General features: G+C 44.2%; 19 protein-coding genes. 9 read left to right on the forward strand and 10 right to left on the reverse strand.

Features of this window, described 5'->3' with window-relative positions; translation table 11 throughout:
* Positions 1-41: 41 nt before the first annotated feature.
* Positions 42-1,190 carry a glycosyltransferase gene (locus tag B4F66_RS04265; protein WP_292356115.1) on the forward strand — a complete coding sequence of 383 codons (1,149 nt, stop codon included), beginning with the start codon at positions 42-44 and terminating at the stop codon, positions 1,188-1,190.
* Between the two features lies 1 nt (position 1,191).
* Here the strand turns inward: B4F66_RS04265 and B4F66_RS04270 are convergent, their stop codons facing one another.
* A complete protein-coding gene (locus tag B4F66_RS04270) occupies positions 1,192-2,379 on the reverse strand; it encodes an O-antigen ligase family protein (protein WP_292356113.1) in 1,188 nt (395 codons plus the stop codon).
* Positions 2,369-3,508, reverse strand: coding sequence for a glycosyltransferase (locus B4F66_RS04275; protein WP_292356112.1), 1,140 nt, complete (start codon positions 3,506-3,508; stop codon positions 2,369-2,371). Before B4F66_RS04275 ends, B4F66_RS04270 begins: the two co-directional genes overlap by 11 nt.
* Positions 3,509-3,674: 166 nt before the next feature.
* Here B4F66_RS04275 and B4F66_RS04280 point away from each other — a divergent pair, with 166 nt between their 5' ends.
* Together B4F66_RS04280 and B4F66_RS04285 are read left to right on the forward strand one after the other, a co-directional pair.
* The gene (locus B4F66_RS04280; protein WP_292356111.1) at positions 3,675-4,598 is read left to right on the forward strand and encodes a DUF6625 family protein; all 924 of its coding nucleotides are present in this window, start codon (positions 3,675-3,677) and stop codon (positions 4,596-4,598) included.
* A 63-nt stretch (positions 4,599-4,661) separates the two neighbouring features.
* Positions 4,662-6,386: a carbamoyltransferase family protein gene (locus B4F66_RS04285; protein ID WP_292356110.1), complete on the forward strand. Its 1,725-nt coding sequence runs from the start codon at positions 4,662-4,664 to the stop codon at positions 6,384-6,386.
* Here the strand turns inward: B4F66_RS04285 and B4F66_RS04290 are convergent.
* The 4 genes from B4F66_RS04290 to rfaP are packed head-to-tail and all read right to left on the reverse strand — an operon-like array spanning position 6,383 to position 10,728.
* Positions 6,383-7,342 (reverse strand): glycosyltransferase family 9 protein, encoded by a 960-nt coding sequence (locus B4F66_RS04290; protein WP_292356109.1) that lies wholly within the window; start codon positions 7,340-7,342, stop codon positions 6,383-6,385. The genes B4F66_RS04285 and B4F66_RS04290 overlap by 4 nt on opposite strands.
* A gap of 34 nt (positions 7,343-7,376) precedes the next feature.
* Positions 7,377-8,510, reverse strand: a complete 1,134-nt coding sequence (locus B4F66_RS04295; RefSeq protein ID WP_292356108.1) for a glycosyltransferase family 4 protein — start codon at positions 8,508-8,510, stop codon at positions 7,377-7,379.
* Between the two features lie 32 nt (positions 8,511-8,542).
* A complete protein-coding gene (locus tag B4F66_RS04300; RefSeq protein ID WP_292356107.1) occupies positions 8,543-9,922 on the reverse strand; it encodes a lipopolysaccharide kinase InaA family protein in 1,380 nt (459 codons plus the stop codon).
* A 5-nt stretch (positions 9,923-9,927) separates the two neighbouring features.
* Positions 9,928-10,728 carry a lipopolysaccharide core heptose(I) kinase RfaP gene (gene rfaP / locus B4F66_RS04305; protein WP_292356106.1) on the reverse strand — a complete coding sequence of 267 codons (801 nt, stop codon included), beginning with the start codon at positions 10,726-10,728 and terminating at the stop codon, positions 9,928-9,930.
* A gap of 115 nt (positions 10,729-10,843) precedes the next feature.
* Here rfaP and B4F66_RS04310 point away from each other — a divergent pair, with 115 nt between their 5' ends.
* The 5 genes from B4F66_RS04310 (at position 10,844) to B4F66_RS04330 (ending at position 15,238) form a co-directional block, all read left to right on the forward strand.
* Entirely contained in the window at positions 10,844-11,407 is a 564-nt protein-coding gene (locus tag B4F66_RS04310; RefSeq protein ID WP_292356105.1) for a D-sedoheptulose-7-phosphate isomerase, read from the forward strand.
* Positions 11,404-12,603 (forward strand): FAD-dependent oxidoreductase, encoded by a 1,200-nt coding sequence (locus tag B4F66_RS04315; protein WP_292356104.1) that lies wholly within the window; start codon positions 11,404-11,406, stop codon positions 12,601-12,603. Before B4F66_RS04310 ends, B4F66_RS04315 begins: the two co-directional genes overlap by 4 nt.
* Positions 12,600-13,403: an aldo/keto reductase gene (locus B4F66_RS04320; protein WP_292356103.1), complete on the forward strand. Its 804-nt coding sequence runs from the start codon at positions 12,600-12,602 to the stop codon at positions 13,401-13,403. The genes B4F66_RS04315 and B4F66_RS04320 overlap by 4 nt, the downstream gene beginning before the upstream one ends.
* Positions 13,404-13,630: 227 nt before the next feature.
* Positions 13,631-14,134 carry a hypothetical protein gene (locus B4F66_RS04325; protein ID WP_292356102.1) on the forward strand — a complete coding sequence of 168 codons (504 nt, stop codon included), beginning with the start codon at positions 13,631-13,633 and terminating at the stop codon, positions 14,132-14,134.
* A gap of 144 nt (positions 14,135-14,278) precedes the next feature.
* A complete protein-coding gene (locus tag B4F66_RS04330) occupies positions 14,279-15,238 on the forward strand; it encodes a hypothetical protein (protein ID WP_292356101.1) in 960 nt (319 codons plus the stop codon).
* Between the two features lie 226 nt (positions 15,239-15,464).
* Here B4F66_RS04330 and hldE read toward each other — a convergent pair whose 3' ends face one another.
* The 4 genes from hldE to B4F66_RS04350 are packed head-to-tail and all read right to left on the reverse strand — an operon-like array spanning position 15,465 to position 19,326.
* Positions 15,465-16,910, reverse strand: coding sequence for a bifunctional D-glycero-beta-D-manno-heptose-7-phosphate kinase/D-glycero-beta-D-manno-heptose 1-phosphate adenylyltransferase HldE (gene hldE / locus B4F66_RS04335; protein WP_292356100.1), 1,446 nt, complete (start codon positions 16,908-16,910; stop codon positions 15,465-15,467).
* Positions 16,911-16,940: 30 nt separating this feature from the next.
* Positions 16,941-17,978, reverse strand: a complete 1,038-nt coding sequence (gene waaC, locus B4F66_RS04340) for a lipopolysaccharide heptosyltransferase I (RefSeq protein WP_292356099.1) — start codon at positions 17,976-17,978, stop codon at positions 16,941-16,943.
* Positions 17,979-18,006: 28 nt separating this feature from the next.
* Positions 18,007-18,963: a homoserine kinase gene (locus B4F66_RS04345; RefSeq protein WP_292356098.1), complete on the reverse strand. Its 957-nt coding sequence runs from the start codon at positions 18,961-18,963 to the stop codon at positions 18,007-18,009.
* A 27-nt stretch (positions 18,964-18,990) separates the two neighbouring features.
* Entirely contained in the window at positions 18,991-19,326 is a 336-nt protein-coding gene (locus B4F66_RS04350) for a DUF2782 domain-containing protein (protein WP_292356097.1), read from the reverse strand.
* Positions 19,327-19,417: 91 nt separating this feature from the next.
* Here B4F66_RS04350 and polA point away from each other — a divergent pair, with 91 nt between their 5' ends.
* The gene (gene polA, locus B4F66_RS04355) at positions 19,418-22,177 is read left to right on the forward strand and encodes a DNA polymerase I (protein ID WP_292356096.1); all 2,760 of its coding nucleotides are present in this window, start codon (positions 19,418-19,420) and stop codon (positions 22,175-22,177) included.
* Positions 22,178-22,359 lie beyond the last annotated feature (182 nt).

The raw sequence follows: 22,359 nt of genomic DNA on the forward strand, positions 1-22,359 counted from the left end.
GGGATTAAAATGTGGCAAGGTTACTAAATGGTGAATAAGTAATGACGGATATTGAAGAAAACATCTCTATTGATAATGACGATACGACCTACATTCTTCAAATTTGTCACTGTTATTATGATCCATTTCTTGATTGTGCCCGTCAATTTTCCGCGATATTTAAAGGGACAAAATATCGGATAGTAACTGTATTTATGACAGGTGAACCAGACGATGCTGTTGCAAAAGCAGCAGATTCGGATGAAGTCATTTTTCTGGGACACTCCAGCAAAAAACTACGGGGCTTAAAACTTCAAGTTATTCGTGAAATTCACCAAATTGCAAAACAATATCCTTTTGAGTTTTGTATCGCGCACCGGGCTAAATCTGCTTACGTAGGTTTATTAGCTACAAAATTACCGATTTATAGTATCCGGCATAGCTTTGGGGACTTTGACCGTGCCAGCAGGCGCTGGATGATCAATCGTTTCCAACATCGAGTTACAATTCTGGCTGTATCGAATGCAGTTCGAGATGAAATTCGGCTTAATTTATCTCACTGGCCAGCAGAGCAAATTGTCACTTTCTATAATCACCTTGATGTTGAAAAAGTTCGAAATGAACTCCTACCCCGTAGTCTGGCCAGGGAGGCATTGAAATTATCGGACACCGCATGGGTAGTAGGAAGTGTTGGCAGGCTGCACCCTGATAAGGATCCCAAAACTTTGATTCGGGGATTTGCCTTAGCGCTTGAAAGATTACCAGAACAGTCGCTATTGGTCATGATTGGTACAGGCCGACTTGAAAACGAGCTCAAAAAATTAATCCATTCATTGGGCATTGAAAATAATGTGTTGTTACTCGGCAAAATTCCTTTAGCAAGACAGTATTTCAATGCTTTCGACTGTTTCGTTTTAGCATCAGATCACGAACCGTTTGGTATGGTTCTATTAGAAGCTATGGCAGCAAACCTGCCGATTATCAGTTCAGATTGTGGTGGTGCACCAGAGGTTGTAGGTGATACAGGTTTATTATTTAAACTTGGAGATGCAGATGAGCTTGCCGATAAGATTGCTGAGCTGGCAAATGGTGAGAATAAGCCCAAAAGTTTAACTCAGCAACGACTTGAAAACTATTTTTCTGATGAATCAGCAAAACATACATTTTTCAGTCAGATACTTAAATCTGATCACTCAGAACTATTGAAATAAATTAGTTTGCATCGACAATTGGGGTGCCTGACCAGTTTATAGTCTTTTTAATAGTTTCTCTTTTGCTTTGCCATTCTTCAGCCAGAATTAAAGCAAAAGGTAACCACAGCATTAACCAAACTTCATCAGGATTATTGATAATACTGTTACTATCCAGCATCAAGGTGAAAACCCCGGCAAAAAGAAATCCACCCCACCAGTTTTTTTGCTGCCATGCTATATTTAAAACACTAAGAATCATGATAGAAAACATCATTAATGGCACAATACCAAAGTGATAAAGTAAATTCACAAGTATATTGTGAGTGATAAATACCTCACTTCCATCAGGCTGCCATACCAAGTGTGGGGAGGGTGTTTCTGGAAAACCACACCCCAGCAATATTCCACAGTCTCGCCACGCTAACAGGTAGCCATTCCAGATAGCCAAACGATGCGAATCACCACGCTCAATCAGTTCGGTAGATTGGCCAGCCAAATCAAACATTGGAATCGATATAACCAATAATGTCAGTAAACCTGCAACCAGAAATATCAGTCCTTTATAACCGAAACCTCTTACCATACAGATCAACATAAAAGCATTCCATACTCCCATCCCGACAAGACCAGTGCGACTCTGGAGGATTAAAGTAATGGCCAAAAATGCCAAAACAAAACCAATGAGCCCTTCCCAAAGGTTTCTATTTTTAATCCAGTGCGGACCAACTATAAACAAGCTACAACTAATAAACATACTGATCTGAATAGGACTGTAGAGTCTTGATATACCGGGATTCAGACGAGTCCCGAATGGTTCGTTGCCAATTAAATAAAAGGAAATAGCGCAGGCAGCAGTGTAAAGCAGCCCCCCCCAGAACAACATTCTGGCAAAGGTTTTACTGCTGAAAAAGTTTGGGTCTACAAAGCGAGATATTGAATAAACAAATACCAGAACATATAGGGCATGAATGATTGCCCTAGTATGATAAAAAGCGGAATAAAAGGTAATGACCGAGCATAAAATCAAAAAAATCCATTCCGTTGAATTTATTGGCTTAAGTAATTTATAGTTTCTCAGTAAAAGATAAAGCCCAGGAATGGCAATGAAGATGTAATAAAAATTGTTCACCATTTTACTGGTAGGTAACACTAAAAAAGATGTCACAAATAATGCCAGCATCCAACTGAAATAGGTTCTAACGGTCATTCAAAAGTCTCTCGATTAGAGATTGGTACTCATTTCGATAACGTTGTAAAGAGAAGTGGGTCTGTAAGTATTTAAAGGACTGATCTCCTAATTCTGCTCTTTGTTCTGGAGTTAACTTCAAACAATCACTCAGCACTTTTGCTAAATCATCAGGGTTTTGAACCTCAAAACACTTGCCGCCAGCCGGACGAACAATGTAATCCATAGAGGGAATTGATGTCGTCAGTATGGGAAGTTTTGCCGTCATCGCTTCCATTAATGCCAGCGGCAGACCTTCACTATGAGAAGGCATAATCCAAATATCAAAAGCCTTTACATAACGAGCGGCTCCATCTACGTTACCTAAAAGAAATACTTTCCCTGATAATCCTAGACTCGCAATTTCAGCTTCTAGTGTTTTACGTTCTTTACCTTCACCAATAATTGCTATTAAGACATCGGGGAACTGCTGATGGATCTTGGCAAAACCTCTTATCAGGTCGATATGGCCTTTACGCTTATCAAGCCTTCCTATCGTGCCCACAATGGTCTTTGCCGTTGGCAAGTCGAGTGTTTTTCTGGAAACGTCTGCTGGATAGAGCAGCGATAGCATCTGTTGGGAATCGATCGCATTTTCTACAACTGTGACATTGCGTTCATTAAAACCGCAATTAAGCGCAAAAAGTCCTTGTCGAACTGATTCTGAAACTGCAACAAAATGCCATTTATGTGCAATTAACCTGACCATCAATCTTCGCATAAATGGCCGATAATCACTAAGGATGTGCACAACCGAAACACATTTAGGTCGGCCAATAAGCAAATGTAACCAGACCATTAAAGAGGTAGGTTTGAATCGGTTGCAAATTACAACATCAAAGTGTTCTCTTCTAAAGATCTTAAATAATTCGTAGAGAGCTCGCAGCCTCAAACCCCTAAGATTTTTTTTTGGCAAATCGAGATAGATGGTTCTTTCCGCACAGCTCTCTTTTTCGCCGGGTTGGGGTTTACCTGTAACAAATAAAGTTGTGGTAGCGAATTTTTCAGGTGGAAGTGCTTTGATTACCTGTTCCGCGAGGTCAGCTACATCAATCGGCTTTATGTTGTAACCTTGATGCAGTTGAAGGACAGAAATATCTCGTTTTGCCATCTAATTTGCTTTGTTGGAAATCCCCAAATTATACAGCATAATCCCCCGTTGGACTTTCATAAGCTAGACATAGAACTTTATGTTCATAGAACAACAGTATGTTTCACATAATGTCGAATACTGGAAGTGCAAAGTATTAATTTTTTAGTTTGGACTTAATTGAACAATGCAACACCAAAAGATCATCAAAATCATTCCATATTTTGGTCAATGGCCAGAATGGTTCGAGTTATATTTGTTAAGCTGCATGCATAATCCCGACATTGATTGGTTGTTTTATACTGATTGCCAAATTCCAGAAAAAAGTCCACGTAATGTACGGTTTGTTAATATAAGTTTCCTTGACTACAAAAAACTTATAAGCGAACGGTTAGGAATAAATTTTTCGTCACCAGCCCCTTTCAAACTATGTGATGTTCGACCTGCATATGGATTCGTACATCAAGATGAGATTGATAGTTATGATTTTTATGCCTACGGTGATATAGACATAATATACGGACAGATTCGTCAATTTATTACCGATGAAATGCTTGATAGATATGATGTAATAGGAACCCATAACCGTCGTCTTTCTGGACACTTCAGTCTATTTAGGAATACCGAGCAAAACCGACAAGCTTTTCGAAAAATCCCAGATTGGCAAAAGTTAATGGAAATGGACGAACATATCGGATTAGATGAATCAAAATTTTCCAAGCTGTTTGTCCGCCATAAAAATCATCCTTTGTGGCTCCGAAAATTATGGTCATACAGCTCACGCTATCAAAGGCGGGTTTTATATAAAGAACAGTTTAGTACCGTTCTCTCACCAATTAAGTGGATTGATGGAAGCTCAGAGCATCCACAGCAATGGTTCTGGAAAGATGGTCATCTAACCAATGATAGAGATAACAGGGAATTTATGTATCTCCACTTCATGAACTGGAAATCGAATCGCTGGTTACCCAAAAATCTGCGTGATGCACCAGCAGCATGGACTTCACTGGATAAATTGGTGCAAATCGATATCGAGCAAGCTCGTAAAAATGGTTTTCAGATCTCCCCGCAAGGCTTTACTCCGATTAATCCTGGCAAACTGAAAGGTTAAATGGTTCACGCCCTCTACGCTTGATATACTGAACAATATTTTTACGCAACTCGAAGATAATTTATGATTGTTTTAGGCCTTTCCGGCGCGGTAAATCACGACGCCTCAGCTGCTTTATATATTGATGGAAAACTCGTGGCGGCTGCAGAAGAAGAGCGCTTCCTCCGTGACAAACATGCCAAGGGAAAGATGGCTTATGAAGCCACCAGATACTGCCTTGAGCAAGCAGGTATCCGTCCCGATGAAATCGATATTGTCGCGTTTCCTTATGCGCAGATTGGCCTGCAATCACCTGCTCGCTGGCATTACGCCAAACGTCACTGGTACGCGCCTGACAGAGCATTAACTGCTTTATTCTCTGGTAATCGTCGTTACTGGCGTAATCACAAAAACGTGATGAAACTGCTTGATGATTTAGGGATTGATTCCAAACGCGTCAAATTTGTCCCGGTTGAACACCATCTGGCCCATGCCAGCAGCGCTTATCATCTGAGTGGTTTTCAAGAAAAAACCGCGATTATCGGCATTGATGGTAAAGGTGAATACGCCACAACGTTTTTTGGTTATGGCGAAAACGGCAAAATTCACAAAATCAAAGAGTTTTATGACCCGGATTCACTCGGCGGCGTTTATGGTGCGATGACTGAATATCTCGGTTTTGAAATGCTTGATGGCGAATTCAAGGTTATGGGCATGGCGCCTTATGGCGATCCGAACCGTTTTGATTTTTCACGTTTGATTTATTGTGAAAACGGCGAATTCAAGGTCAATACCAAATTAGTGAATACCGTGGGTTTCCGCCGTTATAAAAAAGGTGGCAAAGGTTATTTTTTCAGCCCTGAACTCATTGAATGGTTAGGCCCAATGCGTGAAGGTGATGAAAAAGACGAGCCTTACATCGATTATGCCGCCAGCATCCAGGCATTGCTGGAAAAATGTGCTTTGCATCTGATTGATTATTACCTGGGCGATATTATTCGTGAAACAGGTAAAGTGGCTTATGCCGGTGGTGTGGCTTTAAACGTCAAACTTAACCAGCGCATTATTGCCATGCCCGGCGTCAAAGAACTGTTTGTACAACCTGCTTCCAGTGATGCGGGTACGGCGATTGGTGCGGCCAGTTATGCTTCACAACTGGCTGGTGTACCAGTCGAGAAAATGGAGCATGTTTATCTTGGTCCATCCTATACCACTCAACAATGTATTGATGCTTGTGAACGTTATACTCAACCTGTCAGCTGGCAATATCTAAATGATGTTTGTGGGGACACGGCAAAAATTCTAGCCGATGGTAATCCAGTTGCCTGGTTTCAGGGTCGTATGGAGTTTGGACCGCGTGCATTGGGTAATCGAAGCATTTTGGGTTCACCAAACCATTCTGGTGTTGCTGATCGTATTAACGCACAGATTAAATATCGTGAACGCTGGCGCCCGTTCTGCCCAAGTATGCTGGATAGAGTAGCGCCGGAAATTCTGCAGACCGAGCATCCAAGCCCATATATGACGTTTACCTTTGATGTGGCGGAAAGCTGGAAATCACGGATTCCGGAAGTCGTTCATGAAGATGGTACTGCCCGTGCTCAGATTGTCACCCGATCGACCAATGCACGTTATTACGAACTGATTGAAGAAATGGAAAAACTGACCGGCAATGCGGTGGTGCTGAATACCTCATTGAATCGTCGTGGCGAACCGATGGTTTGCAGCCCAACGGATGCGTTGAATATGTTCTTCGGTTCCGATCTGCAATATCTGGTGATGGAAGATATTCTGATCACCAAAGTTTAACTATTACGCATAATTTTTTTGGTGATGCTTTCAATTTTTTTAATTGAAATAAATGGTCGCCAGATGTGTTCGCCACCAAATTTCAGAGTAATAATTGGTGAAACGACATTTCCCAGGTTATAACCTGGACGCCATACGAAGTTTTTATTTTTACGGGTAATGGTTATTGTGGGGATACCTAGCATTGCTGCAAGGTGTCCTCCACCTGAATCATTGCTAATCACCACTTTAGCTGATCGCAGATATTCTATTAAATGTGCGATTTCCTGAAATGTTTTAACGTTTATTGTCCCAAACTTATCTTCTAACAATTCTTTTTCATGGGGCATAACAATAACTTCTACTTGAAACCCCATGCTCACTAGCTGGTTTGCAAGTTTATTAAAGCCTTTGATAGAAAAGTTCTTTTTAGGATTTGGCGTAGTTGGAAAGACCACCACTAAATTTTTAACTTGCTTTGGCTGATGGAAAGTAACTGCAGGTAACGATGAATCGGCTTTAACCCCTAATACCTCCAGCCCATACTCATCAACCCAGTCAACCATACTTTTGGTGCTGTTTTTATCTAAACAAAGTGGACGATTAGTAAAAGTACCTGATGATTGAGAAATTAAATCTTTATTTGAAAAAGTTTTAGTTGGAAGGCTTTTAGAATAATTCTTTGATGTGAAAAGTAATATATTTTTCGAAGCTTCTAAATCCACTAAATGCTTTTTTACCCACGGCGACAAGACATCCAGAAGGATCAGATCATACGTTGATATTAAATTCTCAGGATCATTAGGCAAATTCCCAAGCGTAAGCCAAGGGAAGTTTAATGTTGCTGAAGTAATTAAATTTGCAAACAGCGTAACTTCGTAACCACTATTAGTCAGGTGTTGGGCTAACCGTAAACAAATTGTGACATCACCAAGAGCAGGGAAAGGAACGATGGCTATTCTTTTAACTGATTTCATGTATTTAACATTTTTGTTTAATTATCTAGTGATTTTATTTGCTTATTTTTTTAGCTAACATTTCCACGAGTGCAGCAGCATGCTGCGGCATGCTATACAAATCATGTGTGGCGGCATAATCCAAGGCATTTTGTGACAGCTGTTGCAGGCGTGGTTTATCGAGCATTTTGATCAGCTGTTGGGTAAACGCTGACGTATCTTCCGGCTGGTCAATACATTCACCGCCGTTTGAATCTCTAACAAAATTGGCATAACCACAGGCACTACTGACCATACTGGGCAGCCCGGCCACCATAGCTTCAAGAATCACGGTACCGGTATTTTCTGAACGCGCCGGGTGTAAAAACACATCGGCCGACAGCAGCCATTTCGATACATCATCGCGTCCACCCATAAAATGAGTTCGCTCAGCGACATCAAGCTTGTGCGCAAGTTGTTCAAAAGGTTTGGCATTATCCTCACCTACCACATATAAATGTGTTTTTTCACGTAAAGCCTGTGGTAAAGCGGCCATGGCTTCAATGGCAAAATCAGCGCCTTTGCGTTTAAAACCGGAGCCTATCATCAACAGTAAAAAGTCATCATCATTTAACGATAACTGTTGGCGAAATTGCTGACGTTGCATCTGCCAGTCATCGGGCCGTACGCGATCCGGATCGATACCGGGTGGCAGATCAACCAGCCTTTCAGGTGGTGTCTGATAATACTGTTCAAACAGTTTGCGCTGTACCGATGAGATCATCATCGATACGGTGTGGCTTTGCGGGCCAAATACAGCTCTCTCCCAAGCTTCGTAGAATCTTACCCGGCCAAAAAACTGTTTGATGATATAGCTTGATTCTTGTCTGACCCGCGCCAGATAACAAGGGTCAGCAGCGTAATACAAATCCAGTCCCGGCATTTTGTTAAAGCCAATCACCAGATCGTAATTTCCTGCGGCGATTAATGGCCGCGATTTATTATAAAAATCCCTTACTTTGGCATGATTGGTTAGCCCTGAAACCTTAATCGGAATTTGGTTAAAACCGGGAATGGGATCGCCTTGCCATTCAATGTAATACACATCGATTTCATCTCCGGCATCACGGCGAATTTCCAGAATTCGCCGGAAATCACGCGCCAGGCCGCCATAGGCAAAATATTTATACAGGCATACTGCCAGCTTCATAAATGCGTTCCGTTTAACACTGTGTTGTTGCCTTATGCTTTGATCGCTTTGGTTAACAGGTGACGAGTTTCGCCTACCGGCCAATTGCGTAAAAATCGCTGCTGATCCTGTTTATGCAAACGCTTGAAACCGGTTTTTGTGATTTGCTGCATCGCGTCCAAATCAATCAGCCAGATTTTTTTCTGATTATCAACCAGCCAATTGCTGGCTTTTAAATCACCATGATAAATATGATGCAGACGTAATTGCTCAAATAAATCGCTGATTTGCTGCAGCATCTGCGGTTGCTGAATTTCCGAGTCAGAAAGGTCCGCTAACGAACGTCCGGCAATATGCTCACAGATAAAATAGGCTTTATGCCGCAGCCCGAAAAACCGCTGTTCAACAAAGCCCAGAGGTTGTGGTGTAGCAATACCCAGAAATTCCAGCAGATTGGCATTGTACCAGGACACATTGGCGCGACTTTTCCGCAGACAACGTCGTAAAAAATGCCAAGGCGTTTTCATGTTATAGCGTTTAATCACCACTTGCTGTCCCGCCAGCTCTCTTTTGACAACGGTAGCAGAGTTGCCTTTTTTCAGAGAAATCCCATCCTGCATGGCTTGATTTAATACCGTTAGCGGCTGCTCTGCTAAAGCGGAAGATAAATTGCCACGCCATGCCGCCTCGAGCATCAGTGATTTTTGATAACGGGTCATGGTGCAGGATCTAAACTGCTTTTTCAGATAATGTGCTTGTCGATAGTCGCGAGCTTTTTTGATCTTACCGAGTAATTGTTGCTCAACAATAGGATCCAGCACCATATTTCGCGCAGCGAAATAAGCGGGCAAGCCATTCAACAACCACTCCTGCTGTTCCAGAGGAAACTGTGCCATCAACCGTGCCAGATTATTCAGGCAGGTCGCCATTTTTAGCGGTTTTTTCGGACAAACCACTGAAGCTAAATCCAATAGATACAAAGTGTTATTGGAAAACACAAAATTATCCAGATGCGGATCCTGCTGATAGCACTGGTTTTGATGGCAACGGCCAAACAAATCAAATAAGGCCGTTAGCGGAAACGCTTCTTCTGACAAAGCATTCAATGTCACCGCTTTGGGCAAAAAGGCATAGACGATAAAACTAACGCCCTGCTGATCATCGGCATGCTGCAAAATCAGCGCGACGGCGATATCGGCTTGGCTGCAATGTTGATGCGCTGTCAGTTCGTGTTGATATTCCTGCTGACCTTTACCTTGGGCAGCAAACAACTTGAGCACAAATTCGCCACTATCGTTGCTGGCATGTAAAACAATTCGCCGCCCGGCCAGAAAACGTAATACCGACAGAATTTGATATTTTGTGCCGCCCAGTTCTAACTCAATTGGAAAAGCGGCAGGTAATTCTTTTAATAAACTTTGAGCAGTCAACATGACCATTATTCCGCCAGCAACTTCTGCGCGCGACGTTCAACTTCACGCCATAAATCGCCCTGCTCTTTCAGCAATGTCCGCAGCGGCAATCCTGAATAAATCTGCATAAAACGTAATTTGTCCCGTTTAGTCAAAGGTACTCTGGAAGCCGAAAAATACAGGCTTCCCAAATCTTTTATCTGCCAGCGTTTCGGTGTTTTGTGTCTAATAGTCGCACGGTGCAAATCAATCAGATAAACCGGCGTATTGTCATCAAAGGTATTGTGCTCGGCAAATCGTTCATCCAGCAGAAAGTGACACAGATAAAAATCACGATGATTCATGCCGTTTTTATGCATGGTGCCCGCCATATTGGCCAGCTTGCGAATCAAAGCCTGCTTGGTGGCAAAGCTTGGTGGACGCTGTTGCCACTGCTCACCAACGTATTCCAGGCTCATGGTATTGATTAAATCATCGGAGATCACAAACGAACGTAATGTCGCCGGATTAATTCCCTTTTCGCCATAACCCGCCAGCGTCATGGTTTCGATGCCGTACTTTTCCAGAAAATGAATCGCCTGCCATTCATTACGCGCACTGATGATCGGCAAACGCAGCTGCAACAAATTTTTGATGATTTCTGCCCAGCCGACACCTTGATGATATTTTAGAAAATACGAGCGGCCATTCAGCTCAAAGCGCAAGGTCCGGCGACCTTCCTTATCACGAAAGATATCACCTTCGATATTGGCTACAACATCAAACACCGGTTTATCGGCCCATGCCTGTGCCAAATCTTGTCGCAAATAACAGGAATTCTTTTTCATTAAGGCCATCTAAAGGCTATGCCAAGCAGTGAGTTGTGCGAACGCGCACAGCGTTTTGTTACACTGTTTGCAGGAAACCATAAATACTACCACCAGAGCCGAAATGAGGTAAGCCGTGTCATTTAAATCCACCTTGCAACGCCACCAAAAGATGATTGAAAGCTTGTTTGAAATGGAGCCTCAATTAAATGATTTACTGGATCTTATCAGCGACTGCGTGCTGAATGACAATAAAGTATTGTTCTTCGGTAATGGGGGCAGCGCTTCTGATGCCCAGCATCTGGCCGCGGAGTTTGTGATTCGTTATAAAGAAGATCGCAGACCGCTGGCCGCGATTGCGCTGACCACCGACACATCGATTCTGACAGCACACAGCAATGACTACAGTTTTGAAACCGTATTTGATCGGCAAATTCAGGCGCTGGCCCGACCCGGCGATGTGGCGATTGGTTTATCGACTTCCGGTAACAGTGCCAATGTGATTAACGGCATTAATACTGCCAAAAAAGCCGGTTGTGCAACCATTGCCTTTACTGGCCAAAGTGGCGGACAACTGAAAGCCATAGCTGATCATTGTGTCTGTGTCGCCGACACAGAAACAGCCCGGGTGCAGGAAGGCCATATCCTGATTGGCCATTGGTTATGTGAAGCACTGGACGAGAAACTCAGCAAAGCATGAGTCAAAAAATCATCACAGCAGACGTCGTTATAGTTGGCGCCGGCATTGCCGGATTATGGCTACATAACCGGCTGAGCCAGTTGGGTTATCACTGTCTGTTACTGGAAAACCAGAAAATCGGTCATGCCCAAACGCTGAGTGCTCAAGGCATTATCCATGGCGGTAGCAAATATGCGTTAAACGGCTTTTTATCCAACGCCGCACAAACCATCAGCGGTATGCCCGCCCGCTGGAAATCCTGTCTGCAAGGCAATGGCGAAATTGATTTATCCGACGTTAACGTGTTTACCGAACATCAATTGCTCTGGTCCACGCAAAGCCTGTCTTCCAAAATGGTGTCTTTTTTTGCCAGCAAGGCGTTGCAAAGCCGTATGCAGAATATCCCCAAATCCGAACGTAGCGGCTTGTTTGCCGATGCAGGTTTTAAAGGTGCGTTATACCAGTTGGATGAACCGGTACTGGATGTCGGCAGTTTGCTTAAAGCCTTAATCAAGCCTTATGCCGCAACGATTTTAAAGACACCAGACATAGAACCGGAGTGGATCAAGCAGGATGGCAATATCACTGCCATGCACTTTGGTGAAGAACTGGAAATTCAGGCCCAGCAGTTTGTACTGACTTCCGGTGAAGGCACGGGTGAACTGTTAAAAAGCCTGCAACTGACCCGACCCAAAATGCAGAAACGGCCGTTGCAAATGCTGCTCTGCAAAGCCAAAGATCCGGATGATCCTTTACCGCAAATTTATGCTCATGGTCTTGGCAGTGGCAGCAAACCGATCGCCACCATCAGCAGCCATCCGGATAAAACCGGCAATATCGTCTGGTACCTCGGCGGTAATATTGCGGAAGAAGGTGTCGGCAAAGATCCTGATAGTTTGATTGAGGAAGCACGCGCTTTACTTAAACAAATCCTGCCGTGGTTTACCCTGCCGGAACTGGAATGGACGACGCATAACGTCAATCGCGCCGAACCCAAACAAAGCGGTTTTGCACGTCCCGATAGCGCCTATGTCAGCAGCCATAACAATCTGCATATTGCCTGGCCGACCAAATTGGCGCTCTCCCCCGATCTAGCCGATAAAGTTATCGAAGCGCTGGCAAAACAAAATGTGCAAAAAACATCCCATCCAGAGCAGCATATTTTGCCGTTAGCACAACTGGCCGAACCACTCTGGGATCGGGCATTCATAAAATGAACAAGCTGCCTAAAAAAACCATTCCAGGTACAGGGCTGGTTGTTTCGGTACTGGGACTCGGCACCGTCAAACTGGGACGCGATAAAGGCGTTAAATACCCCGAAGCGTTTACCATTCCTGATGATCAAGCCGCCCTCGCCTTGCTGCAACAAGCCTGGGATCTGGGCATCAATCTGATTGATACCGCCCCAGCCTACGGCAGCAGTGAACAACGTCTTGGCGAGTTATTACCACAACTACCGCACGACTGGATTATCTGCTCTAAAGCCGGTGAATTGTTTAATAGCAACACCGGTGAATCGTCTTTTGATTTTTCAGCCGATGGCCTCAAACGCAGCGTTGAAAACAGTTTAAAACGCCTCAATCGTGATCAAATTGAGATTGTATTGATCCACTCTGATGGAAACGATGTGCCGGTCATTGAACATTACAAAGCATTGGAAACCTTAAATAAACTCAAGCAACAAGGCTTGATTTTGGCCGCCGGTATGTCCACCAAAACCGTTGAAGGCGGTCTGCTGACATTGGATCAAGCTGATATCGCCATGGTCACCCATAACCTCGCCTATCAAGATGAACAGGCCGTGTTAGATGCGGCGGCTAATAAAAACAAATCGGTATTTATCAAAAAAGCCTTTGCCAGTGGGCATTTGCCTGCCAATACGACAAAAGACAGCGTCACTGCCAGCTTTGAAATGATCTTTGCTAATCCAGCGGTGGCCAGTGTGGTGGTTGGCACGATTAATCCAGTACATTTGGCAGACAATGTGGCTAAGGCTATTGTGGCTTTTGATAAGTAATTAACCACAGAGACACAGAGGGCACGGAGGTTTTTGGGGATATAAATATTTATCCGCAGATTACGCTGATGGACGCAGATTTAGTATTTATCAATAGATGGATTATTTTTTGGCGACTTTTGCGAAGATCCATGACCTTTCATCGTTATGATTCACGATTAATTATTACAGTTATAGTTAGCCAACTATAGAAGTTCTATTTCAATTACTTATCAGGGATCGTTGCAATGTTGAATAATTACAAGTCGTTCAAGTTACCATTTATTATCAGGCTACAGAGCTCATTAAAAAGCTGTTTTAAGGCTGTCATATTGTTAAAAACAGCTATGCTAATGGGCACGTTGTTGTTGAGCGCATGTTCTACTACGCCCGTCACGCAACAAAGCGCTTCACCAGTCGACCCAGACAGAATTTATCACCCATCCTATCTTGGACCGGCAGAATCCGCTGGTGATGCAACAATTATTTTTCTCCGAGACAAGGGCTTCTCTGGTGCGGGATGCAGTCATGATATGTATGTTGATAACGTAAAGGTGTTTGCCATTCGTCATGGGGAAAAAATCACAATTCACGTGCCCGCAGGGCAACATTTTTTTCGATTAGAAACTGGGGGTGGCCTCTGTCCAAATATAGCTGCATCACAAGAAACCACCCTTACGCCTGGTGCACGCCAAGTCTACCGTATCCTATTACCATCAGATGGGAGTTTGCGGTTGACTCGAATTGAATGAGTGTAGCTTGGCAGAATCAAGTTTAAATACTGATCCCATACTTCCCATCCTAACGAGTAATCTAATTCTCGCCTTAGTCGATAGACACGTTAAAGTGTGTCATTTATTGAGACGTTCGGATAACTGGCAAGGAGTTTATGTACATTGAAGATAGTTTATTTGGATCAGTTGCATTGGATAGAAATAGCAAAATGTGTCAATGGTAAGCCTGCAAAGGACGGAACATCGGAAGCTCTTGAGCACATGAATATATTAAGTAACTCAGGGTGTGCCGTTTTTCCTCTATCGATCTCACACTATTACGAAACACTTAAGCACTCGGATCCAAATCGTAGGCAAAGATTAGCTTCTGTCATGAGGACACTATCACAAGGCTTTTCTGTAGCCGCGCTAAGAAATATCGTAAGACATGAAGTTCGTTCTGCCTTAGTATCAATATTAGATTTGAATAACAAAAAGGAAGAGTTTCAATATTTAGGAAAGGGCTTTGAACATGCACTTGGTAGATATTTCAATCTAAAATTAGTCTGGCCAAAACCTGAACATATTCCTGAATATATTAGAAATAAATTTGAAAACGACATCTTCAGCATTATCGAGGCTACATTTCTTAGTGGTGTTCTAAAATCTGGTGAAATTGAATACCTATTTACTAAGGTAGATCTTACTTCAGATAACAAATTTAAAGACCATCTTGAAGAATGGAAAGGCTGTGCTTCAACAATGACTGAAGCTGAGTTAAAACGGAGAATCTATTCAATCACATTTAAGGATATCCTTGAACCAATTAGTGAAGAGCTAGTGTATTTGGGTGTTCCTCTTGAAAAGTTTATGCTACTAGGCGAAGAAAGTTTCTGTAGATTTTTAAATATGATGCCAACAAGAAAAGTGGATATGCATCTGAGAGAACAGTGGGCAAGAAATGGTAGCTTGACCCCCAAGCAGTCTGATTTGAATGACTGGTGTTACATCGGCTCTGCTGTTTGCTATTCTGATTTTGTCATTACAGAAAATCAAATTACAGATCTGCTTTCAAGGTCACAAATCTATGCACCAAAAGTCACATCTAAGCTTTCAGATATTTTGAATTTTAATATTGCTTAAGCAAGGTAGTTTGGGTTGAGCTTGTGAAACCCAACATTTTGGCTTGAATATTCGATATTTGTTGGGTTTCATTGCATTCAACCAACCTACCAAATTGTCTGATAAACCACGGATAGATTCCTTTGAAACCTCTGTGCCCTCTGTGTCTCTGTGGTCTATTTATCTTAATAAATAATCTGCGTCCATCTGCGTAATCTGCGGATAAATTGCTTTGTTACTACTGTGGTTATCTATCCTGATGAATCTTATTCACTATCGCCGTGGTAGAGCAGTTTTCGGTTAAGCCCATCACTCTGACTTCGCCGCCGTAGCCTTCAACGATTTCCCAGCCAACCACGCCTTTTTTATCGTAGTCGCCGCCTTTAACCAGGATATCCGGTTGGATTTTTCTGAGCAGATCTTCCGGAGTATCGCCTTCGAAGACGGTAACCCAATCCACATCGGCCAGGCCCGCCAACACGATCTGACGGCGATCCGCAGTATTAATCGGACGACCTTTACCTTTAAGTTTGGTGACCGATTCATCGGAGTTAATGGCAACAATTAATCTATCGCCCTGGGCGCGCGCCTGATGCAGATAGCTGACATGACCGGCATGCAGAATATCGAAACAGCCGTTGGTAAAGACAATTTTCTCGCCACGTTTTTTGGCTTGATCAACCGCAATTTTTAATTGTTCAACGGTGACCGCACCAGCAAAGGAATGATCACTTTGATTTGTGCCCTGATGACGTTGATATTCGGCAAACAGTTCGGGTTCGCTGACAGTGGATGTGCCCAGTTTGCTGACCACAATACTGGCAGCGACATTGGCTAAGGTCACGGCTTGTTGCAAAGATTGTCCGGCGGCCAGTGCTGCTGCCAAGGTGGCAATCACGGTGTCCCCGGCTCCGGTGACATCGGCAACTTCTTTGGCAATCGCCGGTAGATGGAATTCGCTGTTGTCATTGGTGATCAACGACATGCCCTGTTCACTACGGGTGATCAATACCGCTTTAATATCAAAGTCGGCAATCAGCTTTTTGGCTTTCTCAATCAGGTCGGCTTCTGATTGAATTTCGCCCGTCACCGTTTCAAATTCGGTGAGATTGGGGGTGATTAAATCCGCACCACGATATTTACTGAAATCATTGCCTTTTGGATCGACCAGCACGGTCATAGCATTGGCTTTCGCCAAGTTAATCCATTGCTGTGGATCATGCAGCGTGCCTTTGTCGTAATCTGACAAAACCATCACACCATCATTAACCAGCAATGGCGTGACTTTGTCAGCCATCCCAACAGCGCTTTCTATGGTAAATCGGCTTTCAAAATCCATCCGTAGCAGTTGCTGATGCGCGCTGATAATGCGGGATTTTATGATGGTGGGGTGTTGTGAGGTTTGATGAAATGCACACTCAATGCTGACCGAACGCAGTCGCTCTTCTAACACCTGCGCGGCTTCATCCTGACCAGTAATGCCTGACAAACTGCAGTTGGCACCGAGTGAAGCAATATTCATCGCTACATTGGCGGCACCGCCCGGAATATCTTCCAATCGCTCAACATTCACTACTGGCACAGGCGCTTCAGGAGAAATACGCTTGGTTTTACCAAAATAGAAGCGGTCCAGCATCAAATCGCCTATTACGACGACATTGGCCTGCCGAAAATCCGGGAATGCATTTTTCATAACGTTTGATTTATTGATTAGAGAAAGCGGTTATTGTGCGGCTAAAAGTGGTTGCAGTCCATGCCAAACCATTTCCGGTGTCATTTCGGTCATACACACTGGTTCGCCATTGCGTGAGGCGGGTAACGGGCATTTGCGTTTATAGCATGGGGCGCAGTTAAACTCACTGACCAGATGCTGCTGATGTTTGCCATAGGTGCCAATCAGCGCTGTGTCTGTCGCACCATACAATGTTAACGCTGGTGTTCCGGCAACAGCAGCAAGATGTGCCAGTCCGGTATCACTGCACACCGCACCTGCCGAGTGGTGCATAATCGCCGCAATATCGTTCAGGCCTAAACGTGGTAACGCAAAAGCCATTGCATCAATTGAAGCGATCTGTTGAGCACGCAGATATTCTTCATTATTGCCGCACGGTAACAATACGGAATAACCTTCAGATCGCGCCTGTAAAACCAATTGCTGCCAGAAATTAATCGGCCAGAGCTTGGTCAGCCAGCTGGCATTGTGCACAAACATCAGATAACGCTCGGGTAAGGCAAACTCGAGCTCCGGTAACGGATATTTACTGAAATTCGCCGCATATTTGGCGGGTGTTTTGGGGAGTGGATAATCCAGTGCCTGTGACAGGATCTGCCGCATCCGATCCACGGCATGTTGCTGTGGATTAACCGTTATCGGGTATTGATAAGCCAGATGGGCCGGTCGTTCACGACAGGATTGTTTATCCAGACCATAGACCGGGCCGCGGCGTAACTTACTGACCAACGCGCTTTTCAGATTATTCTGCATATCAACGACAGCATCATAATCATCCAGATTCAGTTCACGATAGAACTGGCGTAGTTCACCACCGGTCAACGTTTGCCAGGCGGATTTCTTCCAACGCCGATGCGAGGTGGTGATGACTTTGCGAACATTGGGATGCCATTTTGGAACTTCAGCAAAGGCTTCATCCACCACCCAGTCAAATTCAATGCCGGGAAAGGCTTTGGCCGCATCGCTCAGCGCCGGTAAGGCATGCATTAAATCGCCCATGGAGGTGAGCTTGATGATTAATACTTTCATAAACGGAAAAATGCCTGATGGATTAACATCAAGCGTTTTGCAAAGTATTTAAAGACAATGGATTATGGCGATGCTGCTGCAAAATTTTCAGAAATGCATCGGGATTTTTAATCTGTGTCATTTCACCTTCACGAGGGAAAAGCTGATCCTGCAGGCGTGACAACCAGAAACGTAATGCTGCCGCACGACAAACCAGATTCCAATTGGACTTTTCGGCTTCATTGAGTTGCCGACGTTGTAGATAAGCGTTCATCAAACGCTGATAGCGTTCGTTATCAATCAACCCTTGTTCATTGACACACCAGTCATTGACCACTACGGCCAGGTCATAAATAAGGAATTCATCGCAGGCATAGTAAAAATCAATAATACCCTGCAGTTCATTGTCGACAAACAAGGCGTTATCGCGGAATAAATCCGAATGGGTGACACCCCACGGTAATTCCAGATCGCTGTAATGTTGTTGAAAATTCAGTTCTGCTTGAAGCATTTCTGCCTGTTCTGCAGACATATGTGGCAATAGTGTTTCAGCCATCGATTCACGCCAGTCAGCACCGCGTTGTGTTGCCCGGCGATGTTTAAACTTCTGTCCGACAAGATGCATTTGCGCCAGCATATCGCCGATGGCTTCACATTGACTTAGTGTGGCAAGTTCATCAACTGTATGTCCCGCCAGGCGCATAACAAGCGCTGCTGGACGACCGCATAAAGACTTGAGGTAATTTCCCTGTTTATCTTCGGCAGGATGCGCAGAGGGAATGCCATGCTTGAAGAAAAACGTCATGACTTCCAGGAAGTAATCCAATTCAGCGAATTCGTGCTGTTCGAACAGAGTAAGCACAAACTCGCCCTGATCGGTGGTCACAAAATAATTGGTATTTTCGATTCCAGCAGAAATGCCCTGATAATCAATCAGATTACCAACGGCATAATCGCCGAGGAACGCCATTAATTCATCGCGCCCGACTTCGGTATAAACAGACATGAAAATCTCAGTTAACGGGAGTTTTTGTTACCATTCCAACAAAATCCAGTTCGGCACTTCCGGATTGGCAAGGTTATGTTTTTGGGTTTCAAGTGAACCATCGCCATCAGTATCCATCAGGTAGTAGGATGGTCCGATATCCGGGGTGATTTTGATCATGTAAAGCTGACCGTTGGCGCGGTATTCTTCAATGGTACGATCTTCTTCCTGGATAATGGTGATTTCAGGTTCAATGCTTTCGCCATCCTGTAATGTAGGCGGCACAACAGGTGGTTCAGATAAATCAGGGCCCGCAGCCCCAGCCCAGGCACTTCCTGTGAACATTGCGCTGATTGCGCATACAATGGCGAACGGTTTTAACATGACTTGGCTCCACTAATTTCCGATAAAGATAGCATTTCCGCTACGATGATAAAAGCAATCTGTTTGCCACTAATTTCAGGCCTTGTGAACTATGACTCAAACTGCACCACTTATACTTGTTGATGGCTCTTCCTACCTGTATCGCGCTTATCATGCGATGTACAAAGTAGACATGCGGAATTCAGCGGGTGAGCCCACTGGCGCCGTACGAGGCGTGACTTCTATGTTACGTCGGTTAGCGAAAGACTATCCAGAAAGTCACATTGCTGTGATATTTGATGCTAAAGGCAAAACCTTCAGGGATGAACTATTTGCCGAGTACAAGGCACAACGCCCACCAATGCCGGATGATTTACGTTTACAAGTACAACCGATCCATGACGTTATTCATGCGATGGGATTACCTTTGTTTTCAATCGAGGGCGTTGAAGCAGATGACGTTATCGGAACGCTCGCGCAAGAAGCTACAGCAAAAGGTTTGCATGTGGTGGTTAGCACTGGTGACAAAGATATGGCGCAATTGGTCAATTCTAATGTCACCTTGGTGAACACTATGACAGAGACCAAACTTGATATTGAAGGCGTCAAAGAAAAATTTGGTTTACCACCAGAGCTCATCATCGACTTATTAGCATTGATGGGCGATAAAGTTGACAACATTCCTGGCGTTCCCGGAGTTGGCGAAAAAACAGCATTAGCATTACTACAAAACCTTGGTGGTATAGAAGCCATATACAACAATCTTGATTCGGTAAGTACGTTGGATTTTCGTGGTGCCAAAAAGATGCCTGAGAAATTGGCTGAGCATAAACAAATGGCTGAATTAAGTTATCAGCTAGCGACCATTAAATGTGATGTTGAACTGCCGATTCATGTCGAAGATATTCAGAATAAACCTCAGGATAATGCCACTCTGTTGGAGCTTTTTGAAAAGCTGGAATTCCGCAGCTGGATTAATGAACTCAAAACCGGACACGATCCACGCTCAAATATAGTTAACGCCAGTCAGATTTCCGATAGTGTAGAAGCATCAACGATTGAAACCCATTACGAAACCATCTTGACTCAGCAGCAGCTGGATAGCTGGCTGGAAAAACTCAAAAAAGCTGAACTGTTTGCCTTTGATACCGAGACTACAAGCCTCAATTATCTGCAGGCACGGATTGTCGGTATGTCATTTGCCATCAAAGTTGGAGAAGCCGCTTATCTGCCGCTGGCCCATGATTATCCGGGCGCGCCGGATCAGCTGGATTTTGATGCCACGCTGGCTCTGATGAAACCATTACTGGAAGATCCCAAGGCCCTGAAAGTCGGTCAAAACCTCAAGTATGATCGGCATATTCTGCTGAATCATGGCATTGATTTGCAGGGCATCGCCCATGACACAATGCTGCAATCCTATGTGCTCGACAGCACCGCAACCCGCCATGATATGGATTCGCTGGCCGAAAAATATCTGAATCGCAGCACTATCCATTTTGAAGATATTGCCGGTAAAGGCAAAAAACAACTGACCTTCAATGAAATCGGTTTGGAAGAAGCTTCACCTTATGCCTGCGAAGATGCCGATATCACCTTGCAGCTACACAATATTTTGTGGCCAAAAGTTCAGGCGATTCCATCATTGGAAATAGTTTATCGTGAACTGGAAATGCCGTTGCTGCCGGTGCTGAATACGCTGGAACGTAATGGCGTGCATATTGATATCTTTATGTTGCAGCAGCAAAGCGATCAACTGGCGTTAGATATTGATCGGCTGGAAAAAGAAGCCCATGCCTCTGCCGGTACCAAATTTAATCTGGGTTCACCAAAGCAGCTACAGGAAATTCTTTACGACCAGCAACAGTTGCCGGTACGTAAAAAAACACCCAAAGGCCAACCCTCGACCGCTGAAAATGTGCTGCAGGAATTAGCTGATGATGGCTATGAGCTGCCGCAAATCATTATGCAATATCGCAGTTTAAGTAAGCTGAAATCCACCTACACCGACAAACTGCCACAACAGGTGAATCAACAGACTGGACGTGTGCACACCTCCTATCATCAGGCGGTGACTGCCACCGGGCGGTTATCGTCATCGGATCCGAACCTGCAGAATATTCCAATCCGTACTGAAACGGGTCGCAAAATCCGTGAAGCCTTTGTCGCCGGTAAAGGTTCCAAAATACTGGCGGCGGATTATTCGCAAATTGAATTACGCATCATGGCGCATTTATCCGGTGATAAAAGCCTGTTGACCGCGTTTGCCGAAGGTGAAGATATTCATCGCCATACCGCTTCTGAAATCTTTGGTGTGGAACCGGAAAACGTCACTGGCGATCAACGACGCAGTGCCAAAGCCATCAACTTCGGTTTGATTTACGGCATGTCAGCCCACGGACTTTCCAAACAACTTGGTATCGAACGTCATCAGGCCGCCAAATACATGGAAACCTATTTCGAACGCTATCCCGGCGTCAGAAAATACATGGACAATACCCGCGAGCAGGCCAAAAAGGATGGTTACGTCGAAACCATTTTCGGCCGACGTTTATATCTACCGGAAATCAACTCCAGTAACGGCCTGCGTCGCCAATATGCCGAACGCACCGCGATTAACGCGCCAATGCAGGGCAGCGCGGCAGATATTATCAAACGCGCGATGATTTCAATTCATGACTGGCTGCTCGAAGCCGATACCGGTATTCGCATGATTATGCAGGTACACGATGAATTGGTTTTTGAAGTGCCAGACGATCAGCTTGATTTGGCTAAAACCGAAATTGAGCAGTTTATGATTCAAGCAGCTGATCTCGAAGTGCCATTAGAAGTGGGGATTGGAGTTGGGGATAATTGGGAACAGGCGCATTAGCTGGATTATTAACCACAGAGACACAGAGGACACTGAGGCTATAAAAGCAATTTATCCGCAGATTACGCAGATGGGCGCAGATTGTTAGATAGAAGTTAAGAAAGGATTTAGAAAAGGGCATAGATCCCAGAGGCTTCCCTTGAATCCCCTTTTGTGTTGCCGGAAAAAATGGTTATCGCAGG

This window comes from Methylophaga sp. UBA3603, from assembly GCF_002375335.1.
Taxonomy (GTDB): domain Bacteria; phylum Pseudomonadota; class Gammaproteobacteria; order Nitrosococcales; family Methylophagaceae; genus Methylophaga.